The following is a 24498-nucleotide window of genomic DNA, read 5'->3' as shown; positions in this document are numbered from 1 at the left end:
GGAGCATGTGATGATTACACAGTTACAAGAGTTATTCGGAGATAAGCTCATCACAGCTACTCATCCATTTGATACTCACACTTATAAATGGTTCACAAACGGTACAAGTCCCTATATTGGCATTGAAGCTTCTTCATTATCGGCAGAACAAGAAGCGCTACTCCGTATTTTTTTACCTGAATTCCAAGTTGCCGATCAGCACCTGTCGAAAGAACAGCAGCAGTGGAAAATACTGTTGTTTGACCAACCCAATCAGTTACTGAAGGACACCACTAGTTTCTCTGGTATACGATTTATTCACTTTTCGTTTAAAAGTCCGATCCAAGATCAGCTGGAGTTTGAGCAAGCTCTTTCTGGCCTTTATCACACAGATGTGGTGATTCTTTGGGAAAGCAGTGTGGGGGGCGTTTTAATTGAAAAATTAAAAGAACCTGATGACCCTGTACACAGCATTAGTGATGTCATTGACGTGCTGACCAGCGACTTTGGATCCTCTATGCAGTTTTTTGAGGGACAGGCCTACAAGCTCCCCTTTTTAGCAGGACAATTTTTTCAACAAGAAAAAAAATGGTTCATGCAGTCAAAGGAATGGTTTAGCACACAGCGAGTGTTTAGTATGAACAAGCTTCTTCCTTTTCTCTTACTGCAGGAAGCTTCTCCTCTGTTAAAAGAGCAGCTGTCTCGTGTGATTGACTTTATTGCAGAAGATGAAGAGATGATCCATACCATTAAAACATTTCTAGAATGTAACATGAACGTTTCTCTCACTGCTAAGACGCTATATATGCATCGCAACAGCTTGCAATACCGCATCGATCGCTTTATATCACGAACAGGATTGGATATCAAACGCTTCTCGGAAGCGATTACTGCGTACTTAGCCATCATGTCCATTCAGCGACTATAAGCCATTCGTCATTGTGCACAAACCATCCCTTCTTTTTTTAGGCATGTTTCACATTTACTGTATTTTCAAAAAACGATATGATTAACACATCAACGAAAACGTTTTCAAACTTAAGGGGGATGGTCAGAATGGCAGAGTTGAAACTAGATAATATTTATAAAATTTATGATAATAAAGTAACCGCTGTAGACGATTTTAATCTACATATTCAAGATAAAGAATTTATCGTGTTTGTTGGTCCATCAGGGTGTGGGAAATCGACTACGCTTCGCATGATTGCAGGACTTGAAGAAATTTCAAAAGGAGATTTCTTTATCGATGGAAAACGCGTGAATGATGTTGCACCTAAAGATCGCGACATCGCCATGGTATTCCAAAACTATGCGCTATATCCTCATATGACGGTATACGATAACATGGCTTTTGGTTTAAAACTACGCAAATTCCCAAAAGATGAAATTGAACGTCGTGTAAAAGATGCAGCGCGTATTTTAGGATTAGAGCCATACCTTGAGCGTAAACCAAAGGCACTTTCAGGCGGTCAGCGTCAGCGTGTAGCTTTAGGACGCGCGATCGTACGTGATGCAAAAGTATTCTTAATGGATGAGCCGTTATCAAACTTAGATGCGAAACTTCGTGTTCAAATGCGCTCTGAAATTGCCAAGCTTCACCAACGCTTACAAACAACAACGATTTACGTTACCCATGACCAAACAGAAGCAATGACAATGGCAACTCGTCTAGTTGTTATGAAGGATGGCGTTATCCAACAGGTAGGTGCACCAAAAGAAGTGTACGAAAAGCCTGAGAACGTATTCGTAGGTGGATTTATCGGTTCACCAGCAATGAACTTCTTCACTGGAACATTAAAAGATGGTACTCTTCAACTTGGTGACGTATCTGTCAGCGTTCCAGAAGGAAAAATGAAAGTTCTACGTGACCAAGGATATGTAGGAAAAGAAATTATTCTTGGTATTCGTCCAGAAGATTTCCACGATGAGCCTTTATTCATTGAATCTTCTGCTGGAACAAAAGTAACGGTAACGGTTGACGTTGCTGAGCTGATGGGTGCAGAAACAATGGTATATGCACAAATCAACGGCCAAGATTTCGTAGCACGTGTTGATGCTCGCTCTGAAGTAAAACCAGGTCAGAAATTAGACCTAGCACTAGATTTAAACAAAGCACATTTCTTTGATGCACAAACAGAAAGCCGCATTCGTTCTGAAAAAGAATAATACGTAAAAGCCTACAAACTTTTTACCATATATAATGAGATATACTGACAAGGAAAAAAAGCTAAGAGAGCACTCTCTTAGCTTTTTTCTATGCCTGAATGGACTGCACCTCTTCGTTTCCACATGTCTCACAATAAAACATATGTGAACAGTAATGTCCCTTTTGATTCATCATTTGATCGGAAACGTCAAATTCAACGTAAGCGCTATAGTCATCTAAGTAGTCCGCTACTCTCCCCAGATCTTTTTCTTCGCTTCCACAAGTTGAGCAAACGTAATAGCCCGTAGAAAATCCGTTGCACAGTGGACACATGTTCATCGAATCACCCCATCCTCTTTTTCACTTACTTTTAATATGCGATGAAGGGAAAGTTTTTATCGATAAAACCCCTGTGTACTATCTTAAACCTCCGGAATTAAATTACCAAAAATTACTAACAATAATCAACGAATACTTTTTTCAAACTTTCTCATACTACTAATACACCACCAAGGTTACTTCTTAAAATTACTGGGTTAAGCCAAGCTTGGCAGTAGAACCTTCTACATCGTTGGTGCAAATCCAACTAGCCCAACCAAAAAAATACTTAATTTAACAAGGAGATGACTTAGTATGGCAAACACAAACAAATTAGTAGTACCAGGTGCAGAAGCAGCTCTTGATCAAATGAAGTATGAAATTGCACGCGAATTCGGCGTACAATTAGGTGCTGACACAACAGCTCGCGCTAACGGTTCAGTTGGTGGAGAAATCACAAAACGCCTAGTTCAATCAGCTCAACAACACCTTGGCGGAAGCTACAAATAAGCATTATTTCATAACTTTATATGCTATGGATTCAGCACTCTAAGCACTCTGCTTAGAGTGCTTACCTTTGATAAAAATAATACAGAAAACCGTAGCATTCCTTTTTGAATACTACGGTTTAGTGGCGTACTATTGCTCCAAAATATTTAAAAAGCGACGCGTGCGCTCTTCTTTTGGATTTGCGAAGAATTCACTTGGTGCGCCTCGTTCCACGATTACGCCCTGATCCATAAATATCACTTCATCAGCAACATCTTTTGCAAAACGCATTTCGTGTGTTACGACCACCATCGTCATGCCTTCTTCAGCTAAGTCTTTCATAACCTTCAACACATCACCAACTAACTCAGGATCTAGGGCTGATGTAGGTTCATCAAACAGCATAACCTCCGGCTCCATAGCCAGTGCGCGTGCAATTCCCACACGTTGTTGTTGACCACCTGAAAGCTGTGATGGATAAAAATCAACTTTATCTCCTAGCCCTACTTTCTCTAGAAGAATCTTCCCTTTTTCTTTTGCCTTTGAAGCGGACTCTCCTTTTACAATAACAGGTCCTTCAATTACATTCTCAAGAGCCGTTTTATGGGGAAATAGGTTATAGTTTTGAAACACCATACCTGTTAATCTTCTAAAGGCTGCAACTTCACGCTTATTCGTTTTACGATCGAAATCTAGTGTTTTTTCACCGATTGTCACTCGACCATTTGTCGGTGTTTCAAGCACGTTTAAGCAGCGAAGAAAGGTCGTTTTCCCGGAGCCTGAAGGACCAATGAGAACGACCACTTTTCCTTTGGGAATCTCTAAATTCATTCCCTTTAACACTTCTAACTCACCAAATGACTTATGCAGTCCTTGAATCGAAATCATTGTGAAAACTCCTTGTCCATTTATTTCGCTAAGTAACGGCCAAATCTATTCTCAAGTGAACCTTGAATAAGCGATAAAACGAAGCAAAGAACCCAATAAATGAGGGCTGCTTCTCCGTATAAAAGCAGAAATTCATAGGTAACAGCTGCAATCTCTTGTGCTTTTCGAAACATTTCTGACACTAAGATCACGGATGCTAGAGACGTATCCTTGACCAAGCTAATAAACGTATTCGATAAAGGTGGTAGAGATACTCTAGCTGCCTGAGGAAAAATAATTCGTCGTAACGTTTGCCAATAAGACATCCCAACCGACTGAGCTGCTTCCCACTGGCCTTGAGGAATCGATTGAATTGATCCCCTAATGATCTCTGAAGCGTAAGCTCCTACATTAAGAGAAAACCCAATAACAGCAGCTGGAAATGGGTCAATTTTGATACCCAACTGTGGCAAAGCGAAAAAAATAAGTGACAACTGTACGAGTAACGGCGTTCCTCGAATAATTGACACATACACACGGGCGATTCCTCGCAATATTTTACTAGACGACATTCTGGCTAAAGCTGTTAAGACGGCTAAAATGATCCCAAAAATAAACGAAAGAATTGCTAACGGGATCGTATTTTTAATAGCACCCTCGAGCATTGGCCCGAGGGAGTCTTTTGCAATTGCCCAAGAATTGCTTAATTGTTCTGGGTCTTGGAAAATATTATTTAGGAGAAACATCTTCGCCAAACCATTTCTTCGAAATCTTGTCGTATGTGCCGTCTTTTTTCATATCTGCTAATGCTTTGTTTACTTCTTTAACAAGCTTGTCGCTGTCTTTACGGAATAAAAACGCGCTTTCGGCAGAATCTTTTTCTTCTTTCACAATTTTAACTGCTGAATTAGGCTTACGGTTTAAATAATCTAAAATCGCTAGCTTATCATTTACCGTTGCATCTACACGTCCTTGTGTAATTAAGTCCATTGATTGCGTTAAGCCTTCGATCCCGACAATGTCTGCACCGTTGTCTTCGGCAATTTTACGGTAGTTACTTGTTAGAGACTGCGCCGCTTTTTTGCCTTTTAAGTCTTTAAAATCTTTGATGTCCTTGTTGTTTTTCGCCGTTACAAGTACGGCAGCTGAAGAAATGTACGGATCTGAGAAATCATATTTCTTTTGGCGATCCTTTCGAATTCCAACTTCGTTGGCAATTACGTCAAAACGTTTAGCATTTAATCCTGCAAACAGGCTGTCCCACTGCGTTTGAACAAACACAGGTTTTACACCTAAGCGTTTTGCTACTTCGCGGGCAATATCAACGTCAAATCCTGTTAATTTCCCGCCTTTATTAAAAGTGAAAGGAGGATATGTACCTTCTGTACCAATTTTTAATTCTCCTGACTTTTTCACTTCTTTGTATAGATCTGCACCGGCATTATCAGATTTATCACTTGTACCACAAGCTGCTAATACAAGCACTAAACTACTGATTACAACCAGCATTGATAGTAACTTTTTCATTGTTGAAAACCCCCATTAATCTGATAGGAATATTAAAACCTCGACCTTGTGAAATATAATTGAGAAACGACAAAAAGTCAACAAGAAAGATTTCCTTTAGTATGTCCTTTTAAAAAAGATCTCATGTTTATTTTTTAGGATGTAATTTCACACATAGAAAAGCCGTTCGAAATGATTTCGAACGGCTTTTTTACGGTCCGTTTTTTAAAGCCAAAACGTTTGTCCTCTCAGAAATTCGGATTCATGATTTTCACTAACACTTTCCTAATTCTTCTATTTTCTACATGATCAACAGTCAGCACCATGTCTTCATATTGAAATCGTTCTCCTTTTAGTGGTATTCGCTCAAACTGTTCAAACACCCATCCACCAAGCGTATGATAAGAGCTCTCTGGTTGCGTAATATTTAACATTTTTACAAACTCATCTAACGATAACTCCGCATTAAACTGATAATTATGCTCGTCAATTCGATGAACGTTCTTCACTGCTTCGTCGTGCTCATCCCAAATTTCACCGACAATCTCCTCTAATATATCTTCTAAAGTCACAATACCTGATGTGCCACCAAACTCATCCACTACGACTGCAAGATGAACTTTATTTTGCTGTAGCTCCGGTAATAACACGGAAATTTTCATCGACTCCACTACATAAATAGGCTGACGAACCAATGAAGAAATCTCTACGTTATTCCCCTTCACGAGCTCACTCAAAAATTCTCGCTCCGATAAAATGCCAATAATGTTATCAATATGATCCTGATACACAGGAATTCGAGAATATCGCTGCTCTAAAAAGAGATCGCGAATTTCTTCTAGCGGCTGACTGATTTCTACCGCAATGACATCTGTTCGAGGAGTTAAGATTTCTCCGACTAAAATTTCATCAAACTCCAAGGAACGATGCACGAGTTCTTTTTCACGATTATCGATAATTCCTTCTTCTTCACTGATATCCACCAGAACCTTAATCTCCTGCTCTGTCACAGAAGGTAAAACGACTCCTTTCGAAAAGAAGCGATGAAGAATTGAAAAACAATATGTAACGGGTAAAAAAACAATATTCGTGCTAATGATAATAGTCGACAGAGCAACGACTGTTTTTTCTGCTCGCTTCCCTACCACAATAGCAGGTAGTGCCTCTAGAAAAAAAAGAACGAACGCCATCATACATAATACGCTTACAAGTACCCCGATCGACTCCCCCAAAAAATGGATAAATATAGAGGCGGATAGAGAAATAACAATAATCGTGAGAACATTTTTGCTAATGACCGTACTAGCATGTACACGGTCAAAGTGCTGTAAGATATAGACGGACTGTTTCTTTTGAAAAGGTTGATCATCAAGAAAGTTTTTTAACCGGACTTTAGATGTTTTCTTCATGGCAGCTTCTACAAAAGAAACACCAAAAGCTACTCCAACCATAAACAGCACAACCATCATTTGACTCAGCGGCAGATCTCCCAAGAATCGTTCACTCTCCTATTTTTTGTTTGAATATTCAGTTTTTATTTATCATATCAAAAATCAATGATTTGTTAAATCATTTTGTTAGGTACCATCACTCCGTAAGACGAAAGGAAAATAGTCCATCAAAAAGGAATATCCATCTTATACCAACATATTCCGTAAAGAATCGTTTCATGCAACCCCTTATTTTTTACTTCCTCATTCAAACCTTTTATACTGAATATCGTGAGGTGAAAAGAAATGAATATTGCATTGTTAGGTGCCACTGGTCGAGTTGGTTCCGATATTTTATCACTAGCATTATCAGAGCATCGTGTAAAAGCACTGGTTCGCGATTCGTCAAACGTAACGGAGGGAAATCATCCTCATTTAACGTTAATAGAGGGGAATGCCCTTAATAAATTGGATTTAATAAAGACAATTAAAAACGCAGACGTCGTCATTAGTGCACTCAATACAGACGGAGAAAACGTACTGTCTGAAACAATGCCTTTAATTATTGAGTCCATGAAGCAGCATGATGTAAAGCGACTGATTACAATCGGAACTGCGGGAATTTTACAGTCGCGTACTGAACCGCATCTTTACCGATTTCAGTCTTCAGAATCAAAGCGACGTTCCACAAGAGCCGCTGAAGATCATTTAAAAGCTTATTTAATGCTTCAAGAGTCTGATCTCCATTGGACGATTGTGTGCCCCACTTATTTACCTGATGGGGAACGCACAGGGACATATCGTTTTGAAAAAGACGTTCTGCCTGAAGGTGGAGTGAAAATTACCGTAGGAGATACGGCTGACTTTGCTTATAAGCAGCTCCATGATTCTTCATTTATTCAATCACGGGTAGGTCTTTCCTATTGAAAAAGCACCCCATTATAAATGAGGTGCTTTTCCTTAGCTAGCTGAACGATCAGAATGACCTTTTTGTAATTGATACATGTGATGATATTTCCCGCCCTGTGCCATTAATTCTTCATGATTGCCGCGCTCAACGATTTGCCCTTTATCTAACACGAGAATTTGATCGGCATTTTGAATCGTTGATAATCTGTGAGCAATGACAAACGTCGTTCGCCCTTGCTTAACAATCTCTAATGCTTTTTGAATCACAGCCTCTGTTTCCGTATCAATATTTGCGGTTGCTTCATCTAATACGAGAATGGCCGGATTAAAAGCTAAGGCTCTTGCAAACGAAATCAATTGTCGCTGTCCGGACGAGAGGGTACTTCCTTTTTCAATCACTGGTTCATCAAAGCCCTTCGGCAAATGCTTCAATAACTCCTCAGCTCCAACGTCTCGCAATGCTTTTTCCACTTGCTCACGTGAAATGTGTTCGTCTTCTAAGCTAACGTTGCTTGCGATTGTACCTGTGAACAGAAATGGATCCTGCAACACAATAGCCATATGTTTTCGCAAATCCTGTTTTGACATGTGAGCCACATCTTTTCCATCAATTACAATACGGCCCTTCTGAATATCGTAATAGCGGAACAATAAGTTAATAATCGAACTTTTACCTGAACCCGTATGTCCAACAAGCGCCACCGTTTCTCCCTGATTTGCTTGAAACGAAATGTTCTTTAACACATATTCCTCTTCTTTATAGGCAAAAGATACGTCCTGAAACTCTACATTTCCTTCATAACGAGGAAGCGTTGGCGTCACAAATTCCTCTTCTTTTTCATCGAGTAGCTCAAATACGCGTTCTGCCGCTACGCGTGCTTGCTCAAGCAGCGCTAGCTGATTTACCATTCCCGTAATCGGTTGGAATAAGCGGTTTAAATAATCAACAAAGGCATACAGAACTCCCATAGATAAAATGCTCTCTGCTCTTAGAGAAGCCCCACCAAAATACCAAATCAACAGCACAAAAGCTAAGTTACGCAGCACATTTACTAAGTTGTGCGACGTTAAGGAATTAAGGTTTAATAATTTATTTTGATACGTAAAATGCTCGTTGTTTAACTGCGCGAATTCACCCATCGTTTCTTTCTGACGACGAAATGCTTGAATAATCGTCATACCCTGAATCGATTCATTAACCATCCCATTAATATCACTGACACGAGCACGAATGACGTGATTATACTTGGACGCGTATTTTCGGTAAATGTACATCCATAGCCCTAATATTGGTACAATGACCATACAAATCATCGCGAGCTTTACATCCAATATCGCAAGGGCAATAAAAATACCAATGATATAGATGGTGCTAGAGAAAAACGTCGCTAAAAACGTCACATATAATTCTCGAATAGCTTCTGTATCATTCGTGATTCGCGCTACAACCTTCCCTGCTGGAAGATGATCAAAATATGAAATAGGCAGCTTCTGAATATGATGAAAAACGTCCTTTCTCATTTTTCGTATGATGCTGTTTGATGACATTTGCAGATAGTAATGCTGTCCGTATTGAAAAACAGATGAAATAGCAAGCATCAAAAAGTATATGCCCATTAATACAATGAGAGGTTTCACTTCTGGCTTGTAAAAGGTAAAAAGCTGAGATGTTGTAAGCTTTGTCGCATCATAAGAAGCCGTTTGATCACGTTTTTTTATGACGACTTGCTCCCCCTTATAAGAACGTTCTCCGTCAAAAGTGATAGGGGATTGTAAAAAGTAATAGCTTCTTCCAACAAGCAATACTTGCTTCGGCGTACCTTTTTCACTAGCACGATCTGAACGTTCATACCATTTCCCTTTGTAAAACACAGAGCCTTCATCCTCTGTTGTTTCGTACCACGTTTTCTCAATGCCTAATATGTGTGAATCAATCATTTTCTTTGCGATAAATGGTCCTGCAAGCTCCGTTGCTACCGCAATGGTTAACATGAACAAGGCAATGATAATAATTTTTTTAGATGATAACGCATATTGAACGAGTCGTTTTCCTACGCTCATGCGATCACCCCGCTTTCTGGTTCAATTCCTCTTAATTGTTGGCGATCATATTGCTCCGCGTACCATCCACCTTTTTTCACGAGTTCTTGGTGATTTCCACGTTCAATGACTTCCCCTTCATCCATAACTAAAATAACGTCTGCATGTTCGACCGCTGAAAGTCGGTGTGTAACAATGAAGGTCGTTTTGCCTTCACGTTCAGCACGAATATTTTCAATAATGGCTGATTCCGTTTTAGCATCCACGGCAGATAGAGCATCATCTAAAATTAAAATTTCTGGGTTTGCTAAAAGCGCCCGTGCAATGGATATACGTTGTTTTTGTCCTCCGGATAGCGCTACTCCTTTTTCTCCAACAAGCGTATTTAACCCGTCTTGTAAATGCTCAATATCTTGACGAAATGCTGCTAAATCAATTGCTTTGTCAACTTCCTCAGCGCTTGCTTCTTTATTTGCAAAGGCAATATTTTCTCTGACCGTTTTTGAGAAAAGAATATGATCCTGTGGAACGTAGCCAATCCATCCTTGAATATCTTCAATAGCAATCTTTCTCATATCCACATTTGAAATCGAAATTTCACCCTCACCAAGCGGATATTGTCTTAATAACTGTTTAATAATTGTTGTTTTCCCACTTCCCGTTTTACCTACGATTCCGATGGTTTGGCCTTTATTTAACGTAAATGTTAGCTGCTTTAAATTTGGAATCGAAGAAGATGGATACTGAAACGTGACGTCATTGAATTGAAGAACTCCAGGCTCTGAAATAGCTGCTAACGACGTCGCATTTTCCACATCTGCCTTGTAAGAGAGCGTTTCGTTTACGCGATCTAGAGACGCATTACCACGTTGCATGACGTTAATTAATTCTCCAATTGCAAACATTGGCCAAATCATCATCCCAAGATATACGTTAAACGATACAAGTTCACCGAGGGTAATTTCACTATGAAAAACAAGATACGCCCCGTAGCCTAATCCAATTAAATAACTCATCCCAACGAGAATTTTAATTGTTGGCTCAAATAACGCATCAATTTTAGCCACTTCCATATTCTTTTTGTAAATATCCTCTGTTAGTTGATCAAATCGGTGTTCGTCTGCTTCTTCTTGCACATAAGCACGAATAACCCTTACACCAGACACTGACTCTAACACTTTGTCATTCATTACACCAAAAGCGTCTTGGGCAACCGTAAAGCGTTCATGAATTCGTTTTCCGAATATATTCATCATTAAAGCCATAATTGGAAGCGGAAGAAGCGCTGCAAAGGTTAGCTTCCAGCTAATTAAAAATCCCATCGTAAATAAAATGGTTAACATAAAGGCACTTGAATCGACCATTGTCATAATCCCAAATCCTGCTGTCGTTGAAATCGCCTTTAAATCGTTCGTTGCTCGCGCCATTAAATCACCTGTACGATTTTTTTCGTAAAAGGTAGGCGTCATTTTTAATAAGTGCTTCATAAATCTTTTTCGCAGTAGTCGTTCGACAAGAAACGAACCACCGAATAGCTGATACATCCACACATAGGTGATAATATAACTCACAGCCGCAAGGGCTCCTAGTATACTCATGTAGCGCCAGAGCGTTCCATCACTTAACGATCCCGCTTGAATTTCGTCAATGGCCATCCCAATGAACTTTGGTGGAATAACATCTACCACTCCTGCGATAATTAGTAAAATAATCGCAACGACATACCTTTTCCAATGTTGCCTAAAAAACCATCCTAATTTCTTTAAAACTGAAAACATTGTATCCTTCTCCTCTCTTGTCTACGTACTAGCCATCACCTGTCTCCACAATTTCCTTTAACATTTTCACGCCATTTCTCATCATTGCTACTTCCTCCCATGCTCTCAATTTTTTATGTCAATTTGCACCGCTAAAATCGGCACAAAATGCACCCAAAAGAAAAAAGGCATATTGCCACAGCAATATGCCTTCAAATAAAAAAGCACATGCCACGATATACGTGACTTGTGCTGTTCATCTCCAATTAATACTCAAGTTAAATGGAATAATGAATTGCGGTCACGTCATATAAATCGTCCTTTTCTACCACCGTTTGAATCATTACCTTGTGCATGACGTTCCCTCCTTTAAATTCATATTTTTTCCAACTACTATCTTACCAATTTTACTAATATTTTGTCAATTTGTTTTTTCAAAGTGTTTATCGAGAAGTAACCTCTGTTCCCGAAACGATATTTATTGTTTCTGTTACTATAAATCAATAGCGTCAAGCTTTTACATAAAAATAGAGGCACCCACTTTTCGAGGGTTGCCTCTATTTTTGTCACCATTTATTCGCGTGAACAATTATTGACTACGATCTGACCACTTTCTGATCATAGGTACGAAAAGCCCAATGGTTGGTAGGGCCGTGTCCTCCACCAATTTCTAGCGTATGCTTGATGGCATAGTGCACAAATTCGGATGCTGTTTCAACCGCTTTTTCAATAGAACTTCCTTTAGCTAGTTCTGCCGTTACACACGCAGCAAACGTACAGCCCGTTCCATGCGTATGCTTCGTTTCTAACCTTTGGTGATCAATTTCAATAAAATCGCGACCGTTAAACAGCAGATCCACAATTTTATGTTGTTCTTCACCGTGTCCGCCCTTAATAACAACAGAATGTACGCCAAGTGAATGAAGCACTTTTGCCGCCTCTTTTCGATCATTTAAATCATTAATTTTCATTCCTGTGAGCACTTCCGCTTCTGGAAGGTTTGGCGTAATGACCGACGCAATCGGTAAAAGTGATGCTTTTACCTGCTCAACGGCTTCCTCTTGTAGAAGTGGAGATCCTCCTTTGGCGATCATCACTGGATCAACAACGATGTTTTTAAAGCCGTAATGCTTCATTTTATCAGCTACAGCTCTCGTAATTTCAGAACTAAATAGCATACCCGTTTTCACTGCATCCGGATATAAATCTGTTGCGATAGAGTCAATTTGTTGCTCAATTCCTTCAATACTTAAAGGATGTACCCCTTGTACACCTAGCGTATTTTGGGCCGTAACGGCCGTAATCGCAGACATTCCAAATACATGGCGCTCTTGAAATGTTTTTAAATCAGCCTGAATTCCGGCTCCACCGCCGCTATCTGATCCTGCAATTGTCAATGCCTTTGCAATCATTAATATATGCTCCTTTCTTGATGGCTTTTCTATCCTAAATACCGGTAATAAATCGTTTTGGCCTCTGAGATATCATTCGTACCGTGAATAAAGGCTCGACCATCCTGAAAAACAACAAGACGCTTTTCATCCATTGTTAATGAAACTAAATACGGATTTTGCTCCAATTTTCCGTGAGGACGAAGGCTCTCTGCTATCGCATCTAATGAGCGCTTCATTCCCTCTGCTGGGCGGATCTGCACCGTGTTACGACCACATAAAACAGCGGTCTTTGTTTGGTTTTCGTATGCTAAAAAAGGATATGTCGCATGCTCACCACATGATGGACAATCTGCTTTTTTCACTTTATCAACCGCAATCATCGTATGCTGATTTTTCCATAGATCAAACGAAACGAGCTTTTTACGAAGAGAAGCTTTGTCTTCAACTAGAAGCTTCAGCACCTCCGTTACTTGATAAGAAACGACCATTTGAACAGCTGGAGAAATAATCCCAACCGTATCGCACGTCATTCCGCCCATTGGTACAGTATCTAATAAGCAGGATAAGCAAGGCGTCTCACCTGGTAAAATTGTATAGCTAATCCCATAACTACCAACACATGCTCCGTACACCCACGGTACTTGATGCTTTTGTGCTAAGTCGTTAATAATCAACCTTGTATCAAAGTTATCGGTCGCATCAATAATGACATCCACACCTTGTGTGATGAGGCTCTCTAATTCTTCTATATTGCCATCCATGACGTGAGCATGGATGTTCACAGATGAGTTCACCTCTTGAAGACGATTTTTTGCTGCCACCGCCTTTGGTGTACGACGTTCAGCATTCTCCTCTGTATACAACTGCTGACGCTGCAGATTGCTCCATTCCACATAATCCCGGTCAATAATAGTAACCGTGCCTACACCGGCACGAACAAGAGCTTCAGCACTTGCTGTACCAAGCGCTCCGGCACCGATAATTAACACGTGCTTACTTACGATCTTTTCTTGCCCGCTTTTTCCGATTGGCGTAAAAAGCTCCTGTCTTGAATAACGCTCACTGCTCAACTCATACTCATTCCTTCCATCGGACTGCTTGCAGATGCATACCGTTTTACAGGTATTCTACCCGCTTCAAATGATGCACGACCAGCCTCCATTCCAAGCTTCATTGCACGAGCCATCTTCACCGGGTCCTGTGCGCCTGACACAGCTGTATTAAGCAGCACTCCATCCGCCCCTAATTCCATTGCTTTTGCAACGTCTGAGGCTGAGCCTATTCCCGCATCAACGATCACTGGAACACGAGCCTGCTCAATAATAAAACTTAAGTTTAGCGGATTAATAATTCCTTGGCCCGTTCCGATTGGAGAAGCACCTGGCATAATCGCATGAACCCCCAGCTCCTGAAGTTTACGTGCTAGAACGACATCATCTGACGTATATGGTAATACGATAAATCCTTCGTTTAATAATTGTTCACTTGCTTTTAAGGTTTCAACAGGGTCTGGCAATAACGTTTTGTCACAACCAATAACCTCTACCTTTACCATATCACATAACCCTGATGCTTTTGCTAATTTTGCAATTCGCACCGCTTCTTCTGCCGTCTTAGCTCCCGCTGTATTTGGTAAAAGCGTATATCGGTTTACATCGATCTCTTCTAAGAAGTTCGGCTGATTTTTTTCGAAAATATTCATTCTTCTAACAGCAAAGGTTAAAATCTCTGTACCTGATTCCTCTACTGCCTTCTTTTTAGTTGCAAAGTCTCCAAACTTCCCTGTGCCTAATAATAAACGTGATTGAAATTCATATGGTCCAATTTTTAACATCTTCATCCTCCTCCTACAAATGAGACGATTTCAATATGATCGCCGTCTTTTAAGATTGTTTGGTCATGTTGACCTTTTTGTAAAATGTCTGCGTTTACTTCTACAATAACAACTCGTTTTTCAAATTCATAAAATGTTAGCAGTTCTTGAACCGTTTCAATAGATGAATGAAGCTTTACATCTTCACCATTAATTTTCACGTTCACTTTTTTTCACCTCACCGTTTGATCTAGTCTCTCAATCGAAAAAGCTTGTCGATAGACGGGGTTCATCTCATTATCTTTTATTAAGGAAGCCATCACTTCACCCGTAATCGCACTAAGTAAAATTCCATTTCGAAAATGTCCACACGCCATAAACAAGCTTTTTACTGTCGGATGCTCTCCTAAATACGGATAACCATCATCCGTCTGTGGACGAAGACCAGCCCAATAATCAATTAAGCTCGCCTCCTTAATAGAAGGCAGAAGTTGCTCTGCTTTCGCAATTAAGGAAGCGACTCCGCCAAGAGAAACCTTTTTTTGAAACACATGTGGAAGCTTTGTCGCGCCAATGAAAATACGATGATTTGATTTTGGTACTAAATAAAACCCTTCCTCTAAAAAAATGGTTTTAGAAAGCAGAGGCTTCTCACTCTGCACACATAAACACTCGCCTTTTACAGGGAAAACATTGACGCTAGGTGAACATTCTTTTAGAAATTGATTGGCGTACGCACCAGTGGCAATAACAATCTTTTCTCCGTAAATAGCCTCACCCTCTATTTCTACTCCGTAGGCTTTATATTCACTGATAAGAAGCTTTTGAACGTTGGTTTCTTCATAAAAATCTACTCCGTAGTAAATACACCCCTTGTGAAATGCCTCTACTAACTTCTTAGGCATAATTTGACCATCATTTGGAATGTACATAGCCCCGTGTAAAGTAGGTGAGAGATGCGGCTCATACTGTAAGACATCGTTTTGGTTCAACCAAGAAACATTCTGATCCCAGCGCCTGTGCTGTTTCACCTTATTTTGTAAGGTAATCGCTTCGAGCTCGGTCGTTGCTGTTTTTAACACCCCTTCTTGAACAAGTTCAATATCAACACCTGTTATGGATTTCAATTCACCAGCAAGCTCTTTAAATCGTTCTCGTCCTTCTAACGCGAATTCCAATAGTGGTCCTTCTTCATCAATTTCTGCCTGTGCTCCTAAAATACCGGCAGCTGCGCAAGAAGCCTCACAACCAATCGTTTGCTTTTCAAGAACCGCTACCTTTACTCCAGATTTGGACAAGTGATAAGCGATTGAACAACCAATTACCCCACCACCAACAACAACCACGTCATAGTTTCGCTTCATCTCTTCTCACTCCATTTCAGCAGTTCGCTTTGATACTGTTTAACTCTTTCAAAAGGGTTCGGTGATTGAAATACTCCTGACATCACCGCTATACCATGCGCACCTGCCTCCATCACTTCTTGAACATGATGAGGTTGAATACCACCAAGTGCGATGACAGGTACGCGTACGGAACGAGCAATAGTCTCTAGACCATGTATTCCCCTTGGCTGCAAATTCTGCTTTGAATTCGTATGATAAATATGACCATAGAGAAGAAAATCAGCTCCTTGCTTCTCCGCTTCAAGTCCTTCTTGAAGACTATGTACCGACTTCCCCACATGTAGATTTAGAAATTCTTGTTTGACTACTTCAACTTCTAGGCTATGATAAGCCAGCTGAACACCCCATATTTTAGATAAGACCGCTACATCCACGCGATCATTTACTATTAATTTGTCTAAAGGAACAGCCGATTGTTGCAGAGACTCAATCAATCTATAAAGCTCGATTGCTGTCTTCTCTTTTTCTCTGATGTGAATGGCGTCCACGTAAGGATGAATTCTTTGAAGAATAGAACAAAGATCCTCACTAGACAATCTGCCAGTCGTTACAACGTGAAAAGTAGGTGTATGCGTCACGGTCATTCTCCCTTATTTAGTCTAGTAAACACAAAAAACCACTCTACGCGTAGAGTGGTTAGTTCATTCAGAATAAAAGTCCTGCTTCACCACTTCCCTACGCTGGTACAAACCAGATCAGGTTCAAAGGGTCCGAATAATCGTCTCAGCCAAATGGCTCCCCTAGTGTTCGTAATATTATAAAGTTTTCCAATTAAGTATAACATAAGAGATTTGTTTGTCTATGCTTAAGGTAATTTCTTGTTATCTCAAATATCGACATTCAATGCTTTTATCACACCTACTAAAGCACCAAACAAAGATAAAAGGAGACAATTTTTTCGCAAAAACAGAACTACATCTTACTTAACATACCCGTTTTTTGAATATTTTATCATTTTGTAGTTATTTTGTAATATAACTGTAACCTAAAACACTGTCGAATAATGATAGAATATGAATTACTTAGAGAGACAGGAAATATTTTCAGGGGGTACTTAAAAAGATGAAACGACTTATTTCAAGTTTAACACTTGCAGGCATCCTATTAGCTAGTCCAGTAGTTGGACAAGCTGCATTAGGTGATCATACATTAAAACAAGGCATGACACATACAGAGGTTAAACAACTTCAAAGCGTATTGAAATCAAAAGGTTATTTTAAAGGCACAACAACTACATATTTCGGATCAGCTACTGCTGCTGCCGTAAAATCTTTTCAAAAAAGCCGTGGCCTAGGTGCAGATGGTGTTGTCGGAGCAGGAACTTTTAAAGCACTTGGCGTTGTTTCAAAACCAACTTCAAGCGTAAAAGGTGTTGTTTCTTACAGCTCTGCTTCTGTTATTAGCACAGCGAAAAAATACATGAGCGTTCCTTACAAATGGGGCGGTACAACACCAAGCGGTTTTGACTGCAGTGGGTTCTTAAACTATGTATACAAAAAAAGCGCTGGCGTGACATTACCAAGAACAGTTGCGGGTATTTATCAGAAGGGCTCTAAAGTTTCTTCACCAAAAGCAGGAGATATCGTATTCTTCCATACTTACACAAGCGGTGCATCCCATGCGGGGATCTACGTAGGAAATGGCAAGTTTATTCATAGCTCCTCCTCACAGGGCGTATCTATTGCTTCTTTAAGTAACAGCTATTGGTCAAAACGCTATATGGGTGCTAAAAGCGTTCGCTAAATCTTATTAAAAGTACAACCCTAGCAAAAAAGCTAATCCAATTGGATTAGCTTTTTTACGTTCCCCTAGTCTCTTCTTCTCATTTCTGCATTTTATAAAGGAATTCGACAAATTACTAGCCAATTAACTCTCTAAATGAATAAAGGAGGGTTTTACGTTTGAAAAAAAGAAAAAAGTGGTTTCATCATTTCACTTCTCTATCTATAGCAACAACCGTTATCTTTTCAGGTTCACTTCTATCGAGTGCCGATACTAGAACGAGCGTATCAAACCAACAAAATATGAGCTCACCTCATTTGTTACAAAACGAGTTTCAAAAAGCAGCGACAGAATTCCATGTCCCGTTGCGCGTTCTTCTCTCTCTATCTTATAATCTCTCACAATTTGAAGATCATGATGGAAACCCTAGCACTTCTGGTGGGTACGGGCCGATGCACTTAGTTGATCTCCCTACTACGCTCACGGATGATTTAAAAGGTGACGGGTCAAGTTCTGTTTCCAAACAGCCTTTACAGCAGGCAGCAGAGTTAATCCACGAAAAAACAGACGTACTGAAAAAAAATCCTGTTCAAAATATACGAGGAGCAGCAGCTTTACTTGCTAACTATGCAAAAGAAGGAACCGGAAGCATCCCAAAGGCTGAAGAAGACTGGTACGGTGCAGTAGCACGCTACAGTCAATCAAAAGATACGAACGCAGCGCTAGAATTTGCAGATGACGTATATAACACCATTCAAACAGGTATCGTACATACAACGACTGATGGACAAAGAATTAGTATGGGAGCTTCACCGACCAAGCCGAACTTAAAAAGCGCCAAGAAAATGACTAAAGACAAGGTATACAACCGTGCTGAATGTCCAGCGAACGTTTCCTGTGACTACGTTCCCGCTTTTTACGAGCAAAAAAGTGCCAACCCAAGTGACTATAGCAATTATGATGTAGCTGATCGTCCTTCGTTTGGACCTGATATTCGCTATATTGTCATTCACGATACTGAGACGAGCTATGACGGTACGGTTCGCTTATTTGCAAATCCTTACTCTGCCACCTCCCAATACGTCGTACGCTCTTCTGACGGCCATGTTACACAGATGGTGCACAATAAGGACATCGCCTGGCACGCAGGTAATTGGTACTTTAATATGCACTCAGTCGGAATTGAGCATGAAGGCTACGCCCTACAAGGTGCAACGTGGTTTAGTGAACCGATGTACCGCTCTTCTGCAAAGCTTGTTCGCTATTTAGGTCATAAATACAATATTCCGCTTGATCGTGCTCATATTATTGGTCATGAGGAAGTACCTGGACTATCCCCTGCTAGACAAAGTGCCATGCATTCAGATCCTGGTCCATTTTGGGATTGGGAACATTATATGCAGCTTGTGGGAGCACCCATTACAGCTTCAAAAGGGAAACCATCGTCTACAATTGTGACATTAACACCACATTTTAAAACGAATAAGCCGGTAGTAAGCGATGCGTCCCCAGCGATGCAGTCTGCTAATTTTATCTATTTCTATACCGAGCCGAGCTTGGATGCTCCCCTCTTTCATGACCCAGCCCTTAAATTTGGCGGTAGTCAACAAGCGCTTGATTGGGGGAATAAAGGGAAAGCCGGACAAACCTTTGCATTAGCCGAAACAAAAGGTGATTGGAATGCAATTTGGTATGGCGGACAAAAAGTTTGGTTTTTTAATCCGAACAACCGATATACAGCTCATGTAAAAGGAACGCTTATTACACCGAAAAAAGGAAAACAAAATATTCCAGTATACGGAGCTGCGTATCCTGAAGCATCTGTCTATCCGGAAGATGTCACCCCGCGTGATAACGTACCGCTACAATATACGATTAGCGAAGGACAATATTACGTGGCAGCTGAAAAAGCAAACAGCGACTTTTATAACGCCACGACGTATACGTTAAATCCATACGGCGTTCATAAAATGGTCTATGGCAAGGACGAATACTATCGTATTCATCTCAACCATCGCTATGCTTTTGTAAAAGCTGAAGATGTTGATGTAATTGAAAACTAATCAAAACGAACGATGCCCTTGCATCGTTCGTTTTTTAATCACGTATAAGATTAACGATAATTAACATCAAAAATGAGATTCCAATCATACTTAGCACCCATAGCCATGCTAAGTGCATATTGCCAGAATCAATCGCTAAGTAAATAGCTGTAGGGGTCGTCTGCGTCTTTCCAGGGATATTACCTGCAAACATAAGGGTTGCCCCAAATTCCCCTAGTGCCCTTGCCACGCTAAGAACTCCTCCGGCTACAATTGACTTTATCGCAAGCGGGATCGATATGCTTCTAAATACCTTCCATTCCCCTGCTCCATCTACACGTGCGGCATCTTCAATATCACGGTCCACTGCCTCTAATCCTGTCCGTGCGGATTGATACATGAGTGGAAACGCCACGACAATTGCTGAAATAACTGCCGCCCACCACGTAAAAATAATGGGCTGATGAAACACCCATTCGATCGCTCTTCCTAACGGACTATGTTGCCCGAATACAACAATTAATAAAAAACCAACGACTGATGGAGGCAGTACAAGAGGCAGTAGAAAGATCGTTTCCACTACGGCTTTCCCTCTAAACGTTTTCCTTGCCATCAATCTAGCGCATAAAATACCTAAAATAATAACGATTATTCCTGCTACTACCGATATCTCCAGAGAAAGCTGAAGCGGAGACCAAAAGTTTGTTGTCATAAATCCGTTCCTTTCCACTTCTCACGATAAATCCTACATTCATTTTATTAGAAAACAGCTTAAAAATCACGTATCATAGGTAGGCGACCTGAAACTAAAGGCTTATCGAGTGATTTAGAAAGATTCATATAAATGTTTAAAATTTATTATTTCATGATTTTATGTTTTTAAAAGGGGTACATCATTATTAACTCTCTCATTTTTAAGGAGTGATACACGTGATCCATACATTTAAAGCACTTGTAGCAGATAAAACAGAAGAAGGTTTCTCTCTTTCGATAAAAGAACTCAGTCAAAGCGATCTCCCTGAAGGAGATGTACTCATCAAAGTATATTACTCTGGCGTCAATTATAAAGATGGTTTAGCCGGAACACCGGATGGGAAAATTGTGTCGTCCTATCCATTCGTGCCAGGAATTGATCTCGCTGGAATCGTTATGTCTTCTACAGATGAGCGTTTTCAAGAGGGTGACCCAGTTATCGCAACGAGCTATGAAATTGGCGTAACGCATTTTGGTGGTTATAGTGAATACGCGCGCGTGCCAGCAGATTGGGTCGTTCCTCTTCCAGATGGACTGACGCTAAAAGAAGCGATGATTCTAGGAACGGCCGGTTTTACAGCCGCTCTTTCTGTTCATCGTCTAGAAGAAAATGGACTTTCGCCTGAAAAAGGTCCTGTTCTTGTAACGGGGGCAACGGGTGGTGTCGGTAGTTTAGCCGTTTCAATGCTTGCAAAGCGTGGTTATACGGTAGAGGCTAGCAGCGGCAAAAGTTCCGCACACGATTATTTAACGTCTCTTGGTGCGACGAATGTCTTAACAAGAGATGATGTGTATAGCGGGAAACTAAAAGCACTCGATCGTCAGAAATGGGCAGGAGCCGTCGATCCTGTTGGTGGAGAGCAGCTTGCGTCTGTGTTAAGTAAAATGCAATACGGTGGTTCTGTTGCAGTCAGCGGTTTAACTGGCGGAGCCAAAGTGCCCACTGCCGTATTTCCCTTCATTTTACGGGGCGTAAATTTACTTGGGATTGATTCCGTGTACTGTCCTATGTCATTACGTAGAAAGCTGTGGGAACGTATGGCATCTGATTTAAAACCAGCTCAGTTAGAAGATATTGTTCACCGTGAACTCACACTCGGTGAAATGCCTGAAGTATTGCCACAGATCTTAGAAGGAAGCTTAACTGGGCGAATGATTGTCCGCATATAAAAAAACAAGAGGCGAATACTCGCCTCTTGAGTGTTAACATTATTTGCTTGTTTCTGGTTTATCATCTGTAACTGAAACATCCCACCAATGTTCTGAAGCTCCACCTTGAAGATCATAATTCTTCACGCGTTTATTCGCTCCGAAGATTTCAAAACGATAAAGCGTCGGAATAGATGGTGCCTCATCAGCAATCAGCTCTTGCCATTTGTTGTATACGTCTTGGCGATATTTCTCGTCGAACGCTTTTGGAGAAATACCTTCTTTTAAAAGCTTGTCATTTTCATCATTTACCCAGCGGTTGTAGTTAAATGGAGCCGTTTTGTCCCAAATTCCAGATGGATCTGGATCTGAACCAGTTCCCCACGCACCTTGATAAATGTCTACTTTTGGATCATCTTTTTCTAACATATCATAGAATGAGTTAAATTCGACTAAGCGTCCATCTAATAGCTGTACGTCTAAGCCAACCGCTTTCCATGCTTGAATATAGTACTGTGCTAACGGCTCAGCGATGTCTGTACCACTCATAGTAGCGAAGTTAATTTTAAACTTCTTACCATCTGCATCTTCACGTAAGCCATCACCATCTGTATCTTTGAATCCAGCTTCATCTAATAATTTCTTCGCTTTTTCAGGATCATACGTGAATCCTTTAACCTTATCATCATGATATTTCGGGAATGATGGTGGAATTACTGTATTAGCTGGGAAACGTAAGCCTTTGTAGAAACGCTCACCAACTGTTTTATTATCGATTGCGTATCCAAACGCTTGACGAACACGCTTGTCAGCAAATTTAGGGTTATCCATTACGTTTAAGCCTTTTTCAGCATCATAATGACCTAGTTTGAAGCCGATATAAGTATAAGCAAGGCCTACTTTACCAATAACTTCAATATTTTTTAACTTTTCTGCACTTTCGTACTGATCAGCAGTAATTTCAGCAAAGTCGATATCACCTTTCTCTAGAGAAGCAGCTACTACAGAAGGGTTAACCACTTTTAAGATAACTTTGTCTAACTTTGGTTTTCCACGGTAGTAATCATCGTTGCGTTCAAATTCAACAGATTCACCAGGAACCATTTTCTTGATCTTAAATGGTCCAAAACCGATTGGCTTTTTACGAATTTGATCACTAGAGTCTAACTTATCGATAGGAATGCCAGCTAAATATTTCTTAGGTAGTGGGCTTGTCATTAAACCAGTTAATACTGACGGATTAGCCTCTTTGAACGTAATGGAAATTGTTTTTTCGTCGATTACTTTAATTCCAGAAATTTTCTTTGCTTTTCCATCGTGGTATTCTGTCATACCCTCAATGCCCTGTGTTTGAGCATCATAACGAGGACCAGCATATTTTTTGCTACCAACTACTTCATAAGCATACTCAAGATCTTCAGCAGTTACAGGATCTCCATTATGCCAGTTTACATTATCTCTAATTTTTAACGTAATTGTTTTGTTATCTTCAGACAGTTTATATGTCGCAGCACCATCTTGATTATAAATATAGTTTTCGTCTGCATCTAATAAGCTTTCATCGAAGAATTGAATAACTTCATAGTCTGGAGCACCTTCATAGAACAAACGATTTAAAACCCCTTCAAATGGAGTGTCAGAAACTAAACCGTAAGTAAATGTTCCACCATCAACAGCCTTTTTATCGTTTGTTAAGCTAGTGGAGAATTTAGACGTTTCTACCTGTTTGGGAGCAGGTCCCTTTGGTGTTGTGCTTGCGTTCTTTCCACTTCCTTCTTCATTGCCACCACAAGCAGCTAATAAAAGTGATGATACAGCCAATGTACTTAATACTTTTCTAACTGAATTGATACCCATAATATTTTTTCCCCCTTTTAGGCTTTTCTCTGTCTAGCGTCGGCCGCTCTATTTAAAGCTTGGCCGATAAAATTTATACTTAACATCAGAACTAAAATCATTGCTGATGCTGGTACCCAAACCCACCATTTATTTTGAAGAATATCTGGATTACTTGCATAACTTACGAGTGTCCCCAAGCTCGGTGTACTTTCTGGAAGACCGAACCCTAGGTAGGTAAGACCTGATTCAATCCCAATGTTTCCTGCAAGATTTAACGTGAAGTTAACAACGATTAAAGAACTTACATTAGGGAGAATTTGGAATAAAATAATCTTCCAGTGTGGCGTTCCTAACGTTTGAGATGCTGATACATAATCTAATTCTCTCTCTGCTAGCACCTTTGATCGTATGAGCCTTGCTTTTCCCACCCACAGAAAAGCAGACATGATCAAAATGAAATAAGAGATTGAGAAAGTTGGAACTACTACTACAAACACGATAACAAGCATTAAGAACGGAAGTGCTAAAATAAAGTCGATTAAACGCATGATAATGTTGTCAATAATGCCTCCAAAATATCCTGCCAGTAGACCTAAAGTTAGCCCCACAATAACCGTAATTACCGTAATACATAGTCCAATTGTAAAAGAGTTTCTTGTTCCAATAATTAATTGACCAAAAATATCACGTCCACCGTAGTCAGTACCTAACCAATGTGTAGCTGATGGTGGCTCATGGATAGCAAAGAAATCAATTCTTACAATTTCTTCCTGGCTCAAGAATAGAGAAACACCATAGACTCCTAATAACACAAGAGCTAATAACGCTAACGATCCCATTGCCAATTTATCTTTTTTGAATTCATTCCAAACAATTCTAAATCCCGAAGGACTTTTTTCTAATTTCTCAATAGCGGCATCTTTTCTTACTACTTCCATG

At 40.2% G+C, this 24498-nt stretch carries 23 protein-coding genes and 1 riboswitch; of the genes, 7 read left to right on the top strand and 16 right to left on the bottom strand.

Going from position 1 to position 24498, the window contains the following annotated elements; genetic code table 11:
* Positions 1-10 precede the first annotated feature (10 nt).
* Both IE339_RS03185 and IE339_RS03180 read left to right on the top strand, forming a co-directional pair.
* Positions 11-907, top strand: a complete 897-nt coding sequence (locus tag IE339_RS03185; RefSeq protein ID WP_242173479.1) for a PucR family transcriptional regulator — start codon at positions 11-13, stop codon at positions 905-907.
* Positions 908-1035: 128 nt separating this feature from the next.
* Positions 1036-2145: an ABC transporter ATP-binding protein gene (locus IE339_RS03180; protein ID WP_242173477.1), complete on the top strand. Its 1110-nt coding sequence runs from the start codon at positions 1036-1038 to the stop codon at positions 2143-2145.
* Positions 2146-2233: 88 nt separating this feature from the next.
* Here the strand turns inward: IE339_RS03180 and IE339_RS03175 are convergent, their stop codons facing one another.
* Entirely contained in the window at positions 2234-2464 is a 231-nt protein-coding gene (locus IE339_RS03175; protein WP_242173475.1) for a hypothetical protein, read from the bottom strand.
* A gap of 294 nt (positions 2465-2758) precedes the next feature.
* Between IE339_RS03175 and IE339_RS03170 the strand changes: the two genes are divergently transcribed.
* The gene (locus tag IE339_RS03170; RefSeq protein WP_053400714.1) at positions 2759-2953 is read left to right on the top strand and encodes an alpha/beta-type small acid-soluble spore protein; all 195 of its coding nucleotides are present in this window, start codon (positions 2759-2761) and stop codon (positions 2951-2953) included.
* A 129-nt stretch (positions 2954-3082) separates the two neighbouring features.
* On the opposite strand, the gene IE339_RS03165 is transcribed toward IE339_RS03170, so the two are convergent.
* The 4 genes from IE339_RS03165 to IE339_RS03150 form a co-directional block, all read right to left on the bottom strand.
* Entirely contained in the window at positions 3083-3820 is a 738-nt protein-coding gene (locus IE339_RS03165; protein ID WP_242173472.1) for an amino acid ABC transporter ATP-binding protein, read from the bottom strand.
* 20 nt (positions 3821-3840) lie between these two features.
* Positions 3841-4545: an amino acid ABC transporter permease gene (locus tag IE339_RS03160; protein WP_242176094.1), complete on the bottom strand. Its 705-nt coding sequence runs from the start codon at positions 4543-4545 to the stop codon at positions 3841-3843.
* Entirely contained in the window at positions 4529-5326 is a 798-nt protein-coding gene (locus tag IE339_RS03155; RefSeq protein WP_242173470.1) for an amino acid ABC transporter substrate-binding protein, read from the bottom strand. Before IE339_RS03155 ends, IE339_RS03160 begins: the two co-directional genes overlap by 17 nt.
* A 227-nt stretch (positions 5327-5553) precedes the next feature.
* Positions 5554-6798, bottom strand: a complete 1245-nt coding sequence (locus IE339_RS03150) for a hemolysin family protein (protein ID WP_242173466.1) — start codon at positions 6796-6798, stop codon at positions 5554-5556.
* 243 nt (positions 6799-7041) lie between these two features.
* On the opposite strand from IE339_RS03150, the gene IE339_RS03145 reads away from it, so the two are divergent.
* The gene (locus tag IE339_RS03145; RefSeq protein ID WP_242173464.1) at positions 7042-7662 is read left to right on the top strand and encodes an NAD(P)-dependent oxidoreductase; all 621 of its coding nucleotides are present in this window, start codon (positions 7042-7044) and stop codon (positions 7660-7662) included.
* Positions 7663-7695: 33 nt separating this feature from the next.
* Here the strand turns inward: IE339_RS03145 and IE339_RS03140 are convergent, their stop codons facing one another.
* The 8 genes from IE339_RS03140 to tenI form a co-directional block, all read right to left on the bottom strand.
* Complete coding sequence (locus IE339_RS03140) at positions 7696-9705, bottom strand: ABC transporter ATP-binding protein (RefSeq protein WP_242173462.1); 2010 nt, start codon at positions 9703-9705, stop codon at positions 7696-7698.
* Complete coding sequence (locus IE339_RS03135; protein WP_242173460.1) at positions 9702-11462, bottom strand: ABC transporter ATP-binding protein; 1761 nt, start codon at positions 11460-11462, stop codon at positions 9702-9704. The genes IE339_RS03140 and IE339_RS03135 overlap by 4 nt, the downstream gene beginning before the upstream one ends.
* A 575-nt stretch (positions 11463-12037) precedes the next feature.
* On the bottom strand, positions 12038-12853 hold the full coding sequence (gene thiD / locus IE339_RS03130) for a bifunctional hydroxymethylpyrimidine kinase/phosphomethylpyrimidine kinase (RefSeq protein WP_242173457.1): 816 nt from the start codon (positions 12851-12853) through the stop codon (positions 12038-12040).
* A gap of 29 nt (positions 12854-12882) precedes the next feature.
* Entirely contained in the window at positions 12883-13905 is a 1023-nt protein-coding gene (locus IE339_RS03125) for a thiazole biosynthesis adenylyltransferase ThiF (protein WP_242173455.1), read from the bottom strand.
* Positions 13902-14669, bottom strand: a complete 768-nt coding sequence (locus IE339_RS03120; protein ID WP_242173453.1) for a thiazole synthase — start codon at positions 14667-14669, stop codon at positions 13902-13904. Before IE339_RS03120 ends, IE339_RS03125 begins: the two co-directional genes overlap by 4 nt.
* Positions 14670-14671: 2 nt before the next feature.
* The gene (gene thiS / locus IE339_RS03115) at positions 14672-14875 is read right to left on the bottom strand and encodes a sulfur carrier protein ThiS (RefSeq protein ID WP_242173451.1); all 204 of its coding nucleotides are present in this window, start codon (positions 14873-14875) and stop codon (positions 14672-14674) included.
* Positions 14876-14881: 6 nt separating this feature from the next.
* Positions 14882-16012, bottom strand: coding sequence for a glycine oxidase ThiO (thiO, locus tag IE339_RS03110; RefSeq protein WP_242173449.1), 1131 nt, complete (start codon positions 16010-16012; stop codon positions 14882-14884).
* On the bottom strand, positions 16009-16632 hold the full coding sequence (gene tenI, locus IE339_RS03105; RefSeq protein WP_242173447.1) for a thiazole tautomerase TenI: 624 nt from the start codon (positions 16630-16632) through the stop codon (positions 16009-16011). Before tenI ends, thiO begins: the two co-directional genes overlap by 4 nt.
* A 77-nt stretch (positions 16633-16709) precedes the next feature.
* Positions 16710-16806: riboswitch (TPP riboswitch) on the bottom strand.
* A 310-nt stretch (positions 16807-17116) separates the two neighbouring features.
* On the opposite strand from tenI, the gene IE339_RS03100 reads away from it, so the two are divergent.
* Together IE339_RS03100 and IE339_RS03095 are read left to right on the top strand one after the other, a co-directional pair.
* The gene (locus tag IE339_RS03100; protein ID WP_053400700.1) at positions 17117-17797 is read left to right on the top strand and encodes a C40 family peptidase; all 681 of its coding nucleotides are present in this window, start codon (positions 17117-17119) and stop codon (positions 17795-17797) included.
* A gap of 158 nt (positions 17798-17955) precedes the next feature.
* The gene (locus tag IE339_RS03095; RefSeq protein ID WP_242173445.1) at positions 17956-19839 is read left to right on the top strand and encodes an N-acetylmuramoyl-L-alanine amidase; all 1884 of its coding nucleotides are present in this window, start codon (positions 17956-17958) and stop codon (positions 19837-19839) included.
* Between the two features lie 34 nt (positions 19840-19873).
* Here the strand turns inward: IE339_RS03095 and modB are convergent, their stop codons facing one another.
* Positions 19874-20530: a molybdate ABC transporter permease subunit gene (gene modB, locus IE339_RS03090; RefSeq protein ID WP_242173443.1), complete on the bottom strand. Its 657-nt coding sequence runs from the start codon at positions 20528-20530 to the stop codon at positions 19874-19876.
* A gap of 221 nt (positions 20531-20751) precedes the next feature.
* Between modB and IE339_RS03085 the strand changes: the two genes are divergently transcribed.
* On the top strand, positions 20752-21741 hold the full coding sequence (locus IE339_RS03085; RefSeq protein ID WP_242176093.1) for an NADPH:quinone oxidoreductase family protein: 990 nt from the start codon (positions 20752-20754) through the stop codon (positions 21739-21741).
* Between the two features lie 39 nt (positions 21742-21780).
* Here the strand turns inward: IE339_RS03085 and opp4A are convergent, their stop codons facing one another.
* The gene (opp4A, locus tag IE339_RS03080) at positions 21781-23577 is read right to left on the bottom strand and encodes an oligopeptide ABC transporter substrate-binding protein (RefSeq protein WP_242173441.1); all 1797 of its coding nucleotides are present in this window, start codon (positions 23575-23577) and stop codon (positions 21781-21783) included.
* A gap of 17 nt (positions 23578-23594) precedes the next feature.
* Positions 23595-24497, bottom strand: a complete 903-nt coding sequence (locus tag IE339_RS03075) for an ABC transporter permease (protein ID WP_242173439.1) — start codon at positions 24495-24497, stop codon at positions 23595-23597.
* Position 24498 lies beyond the last annotated feature (1 nt).

It is taken from the genome of Priestia koreensis, assembly GCF_022646885.1.
Taxonomy (GTDB): Bacteria; Bacillota; Bacilli; order Bacillales; family Bacillaceae_H; genus Bacillus_AG; species Bacillus_AG koreensis_A.
This window is presented reverse-complemented; position numbering and strand designations above follow the sequence as displayed.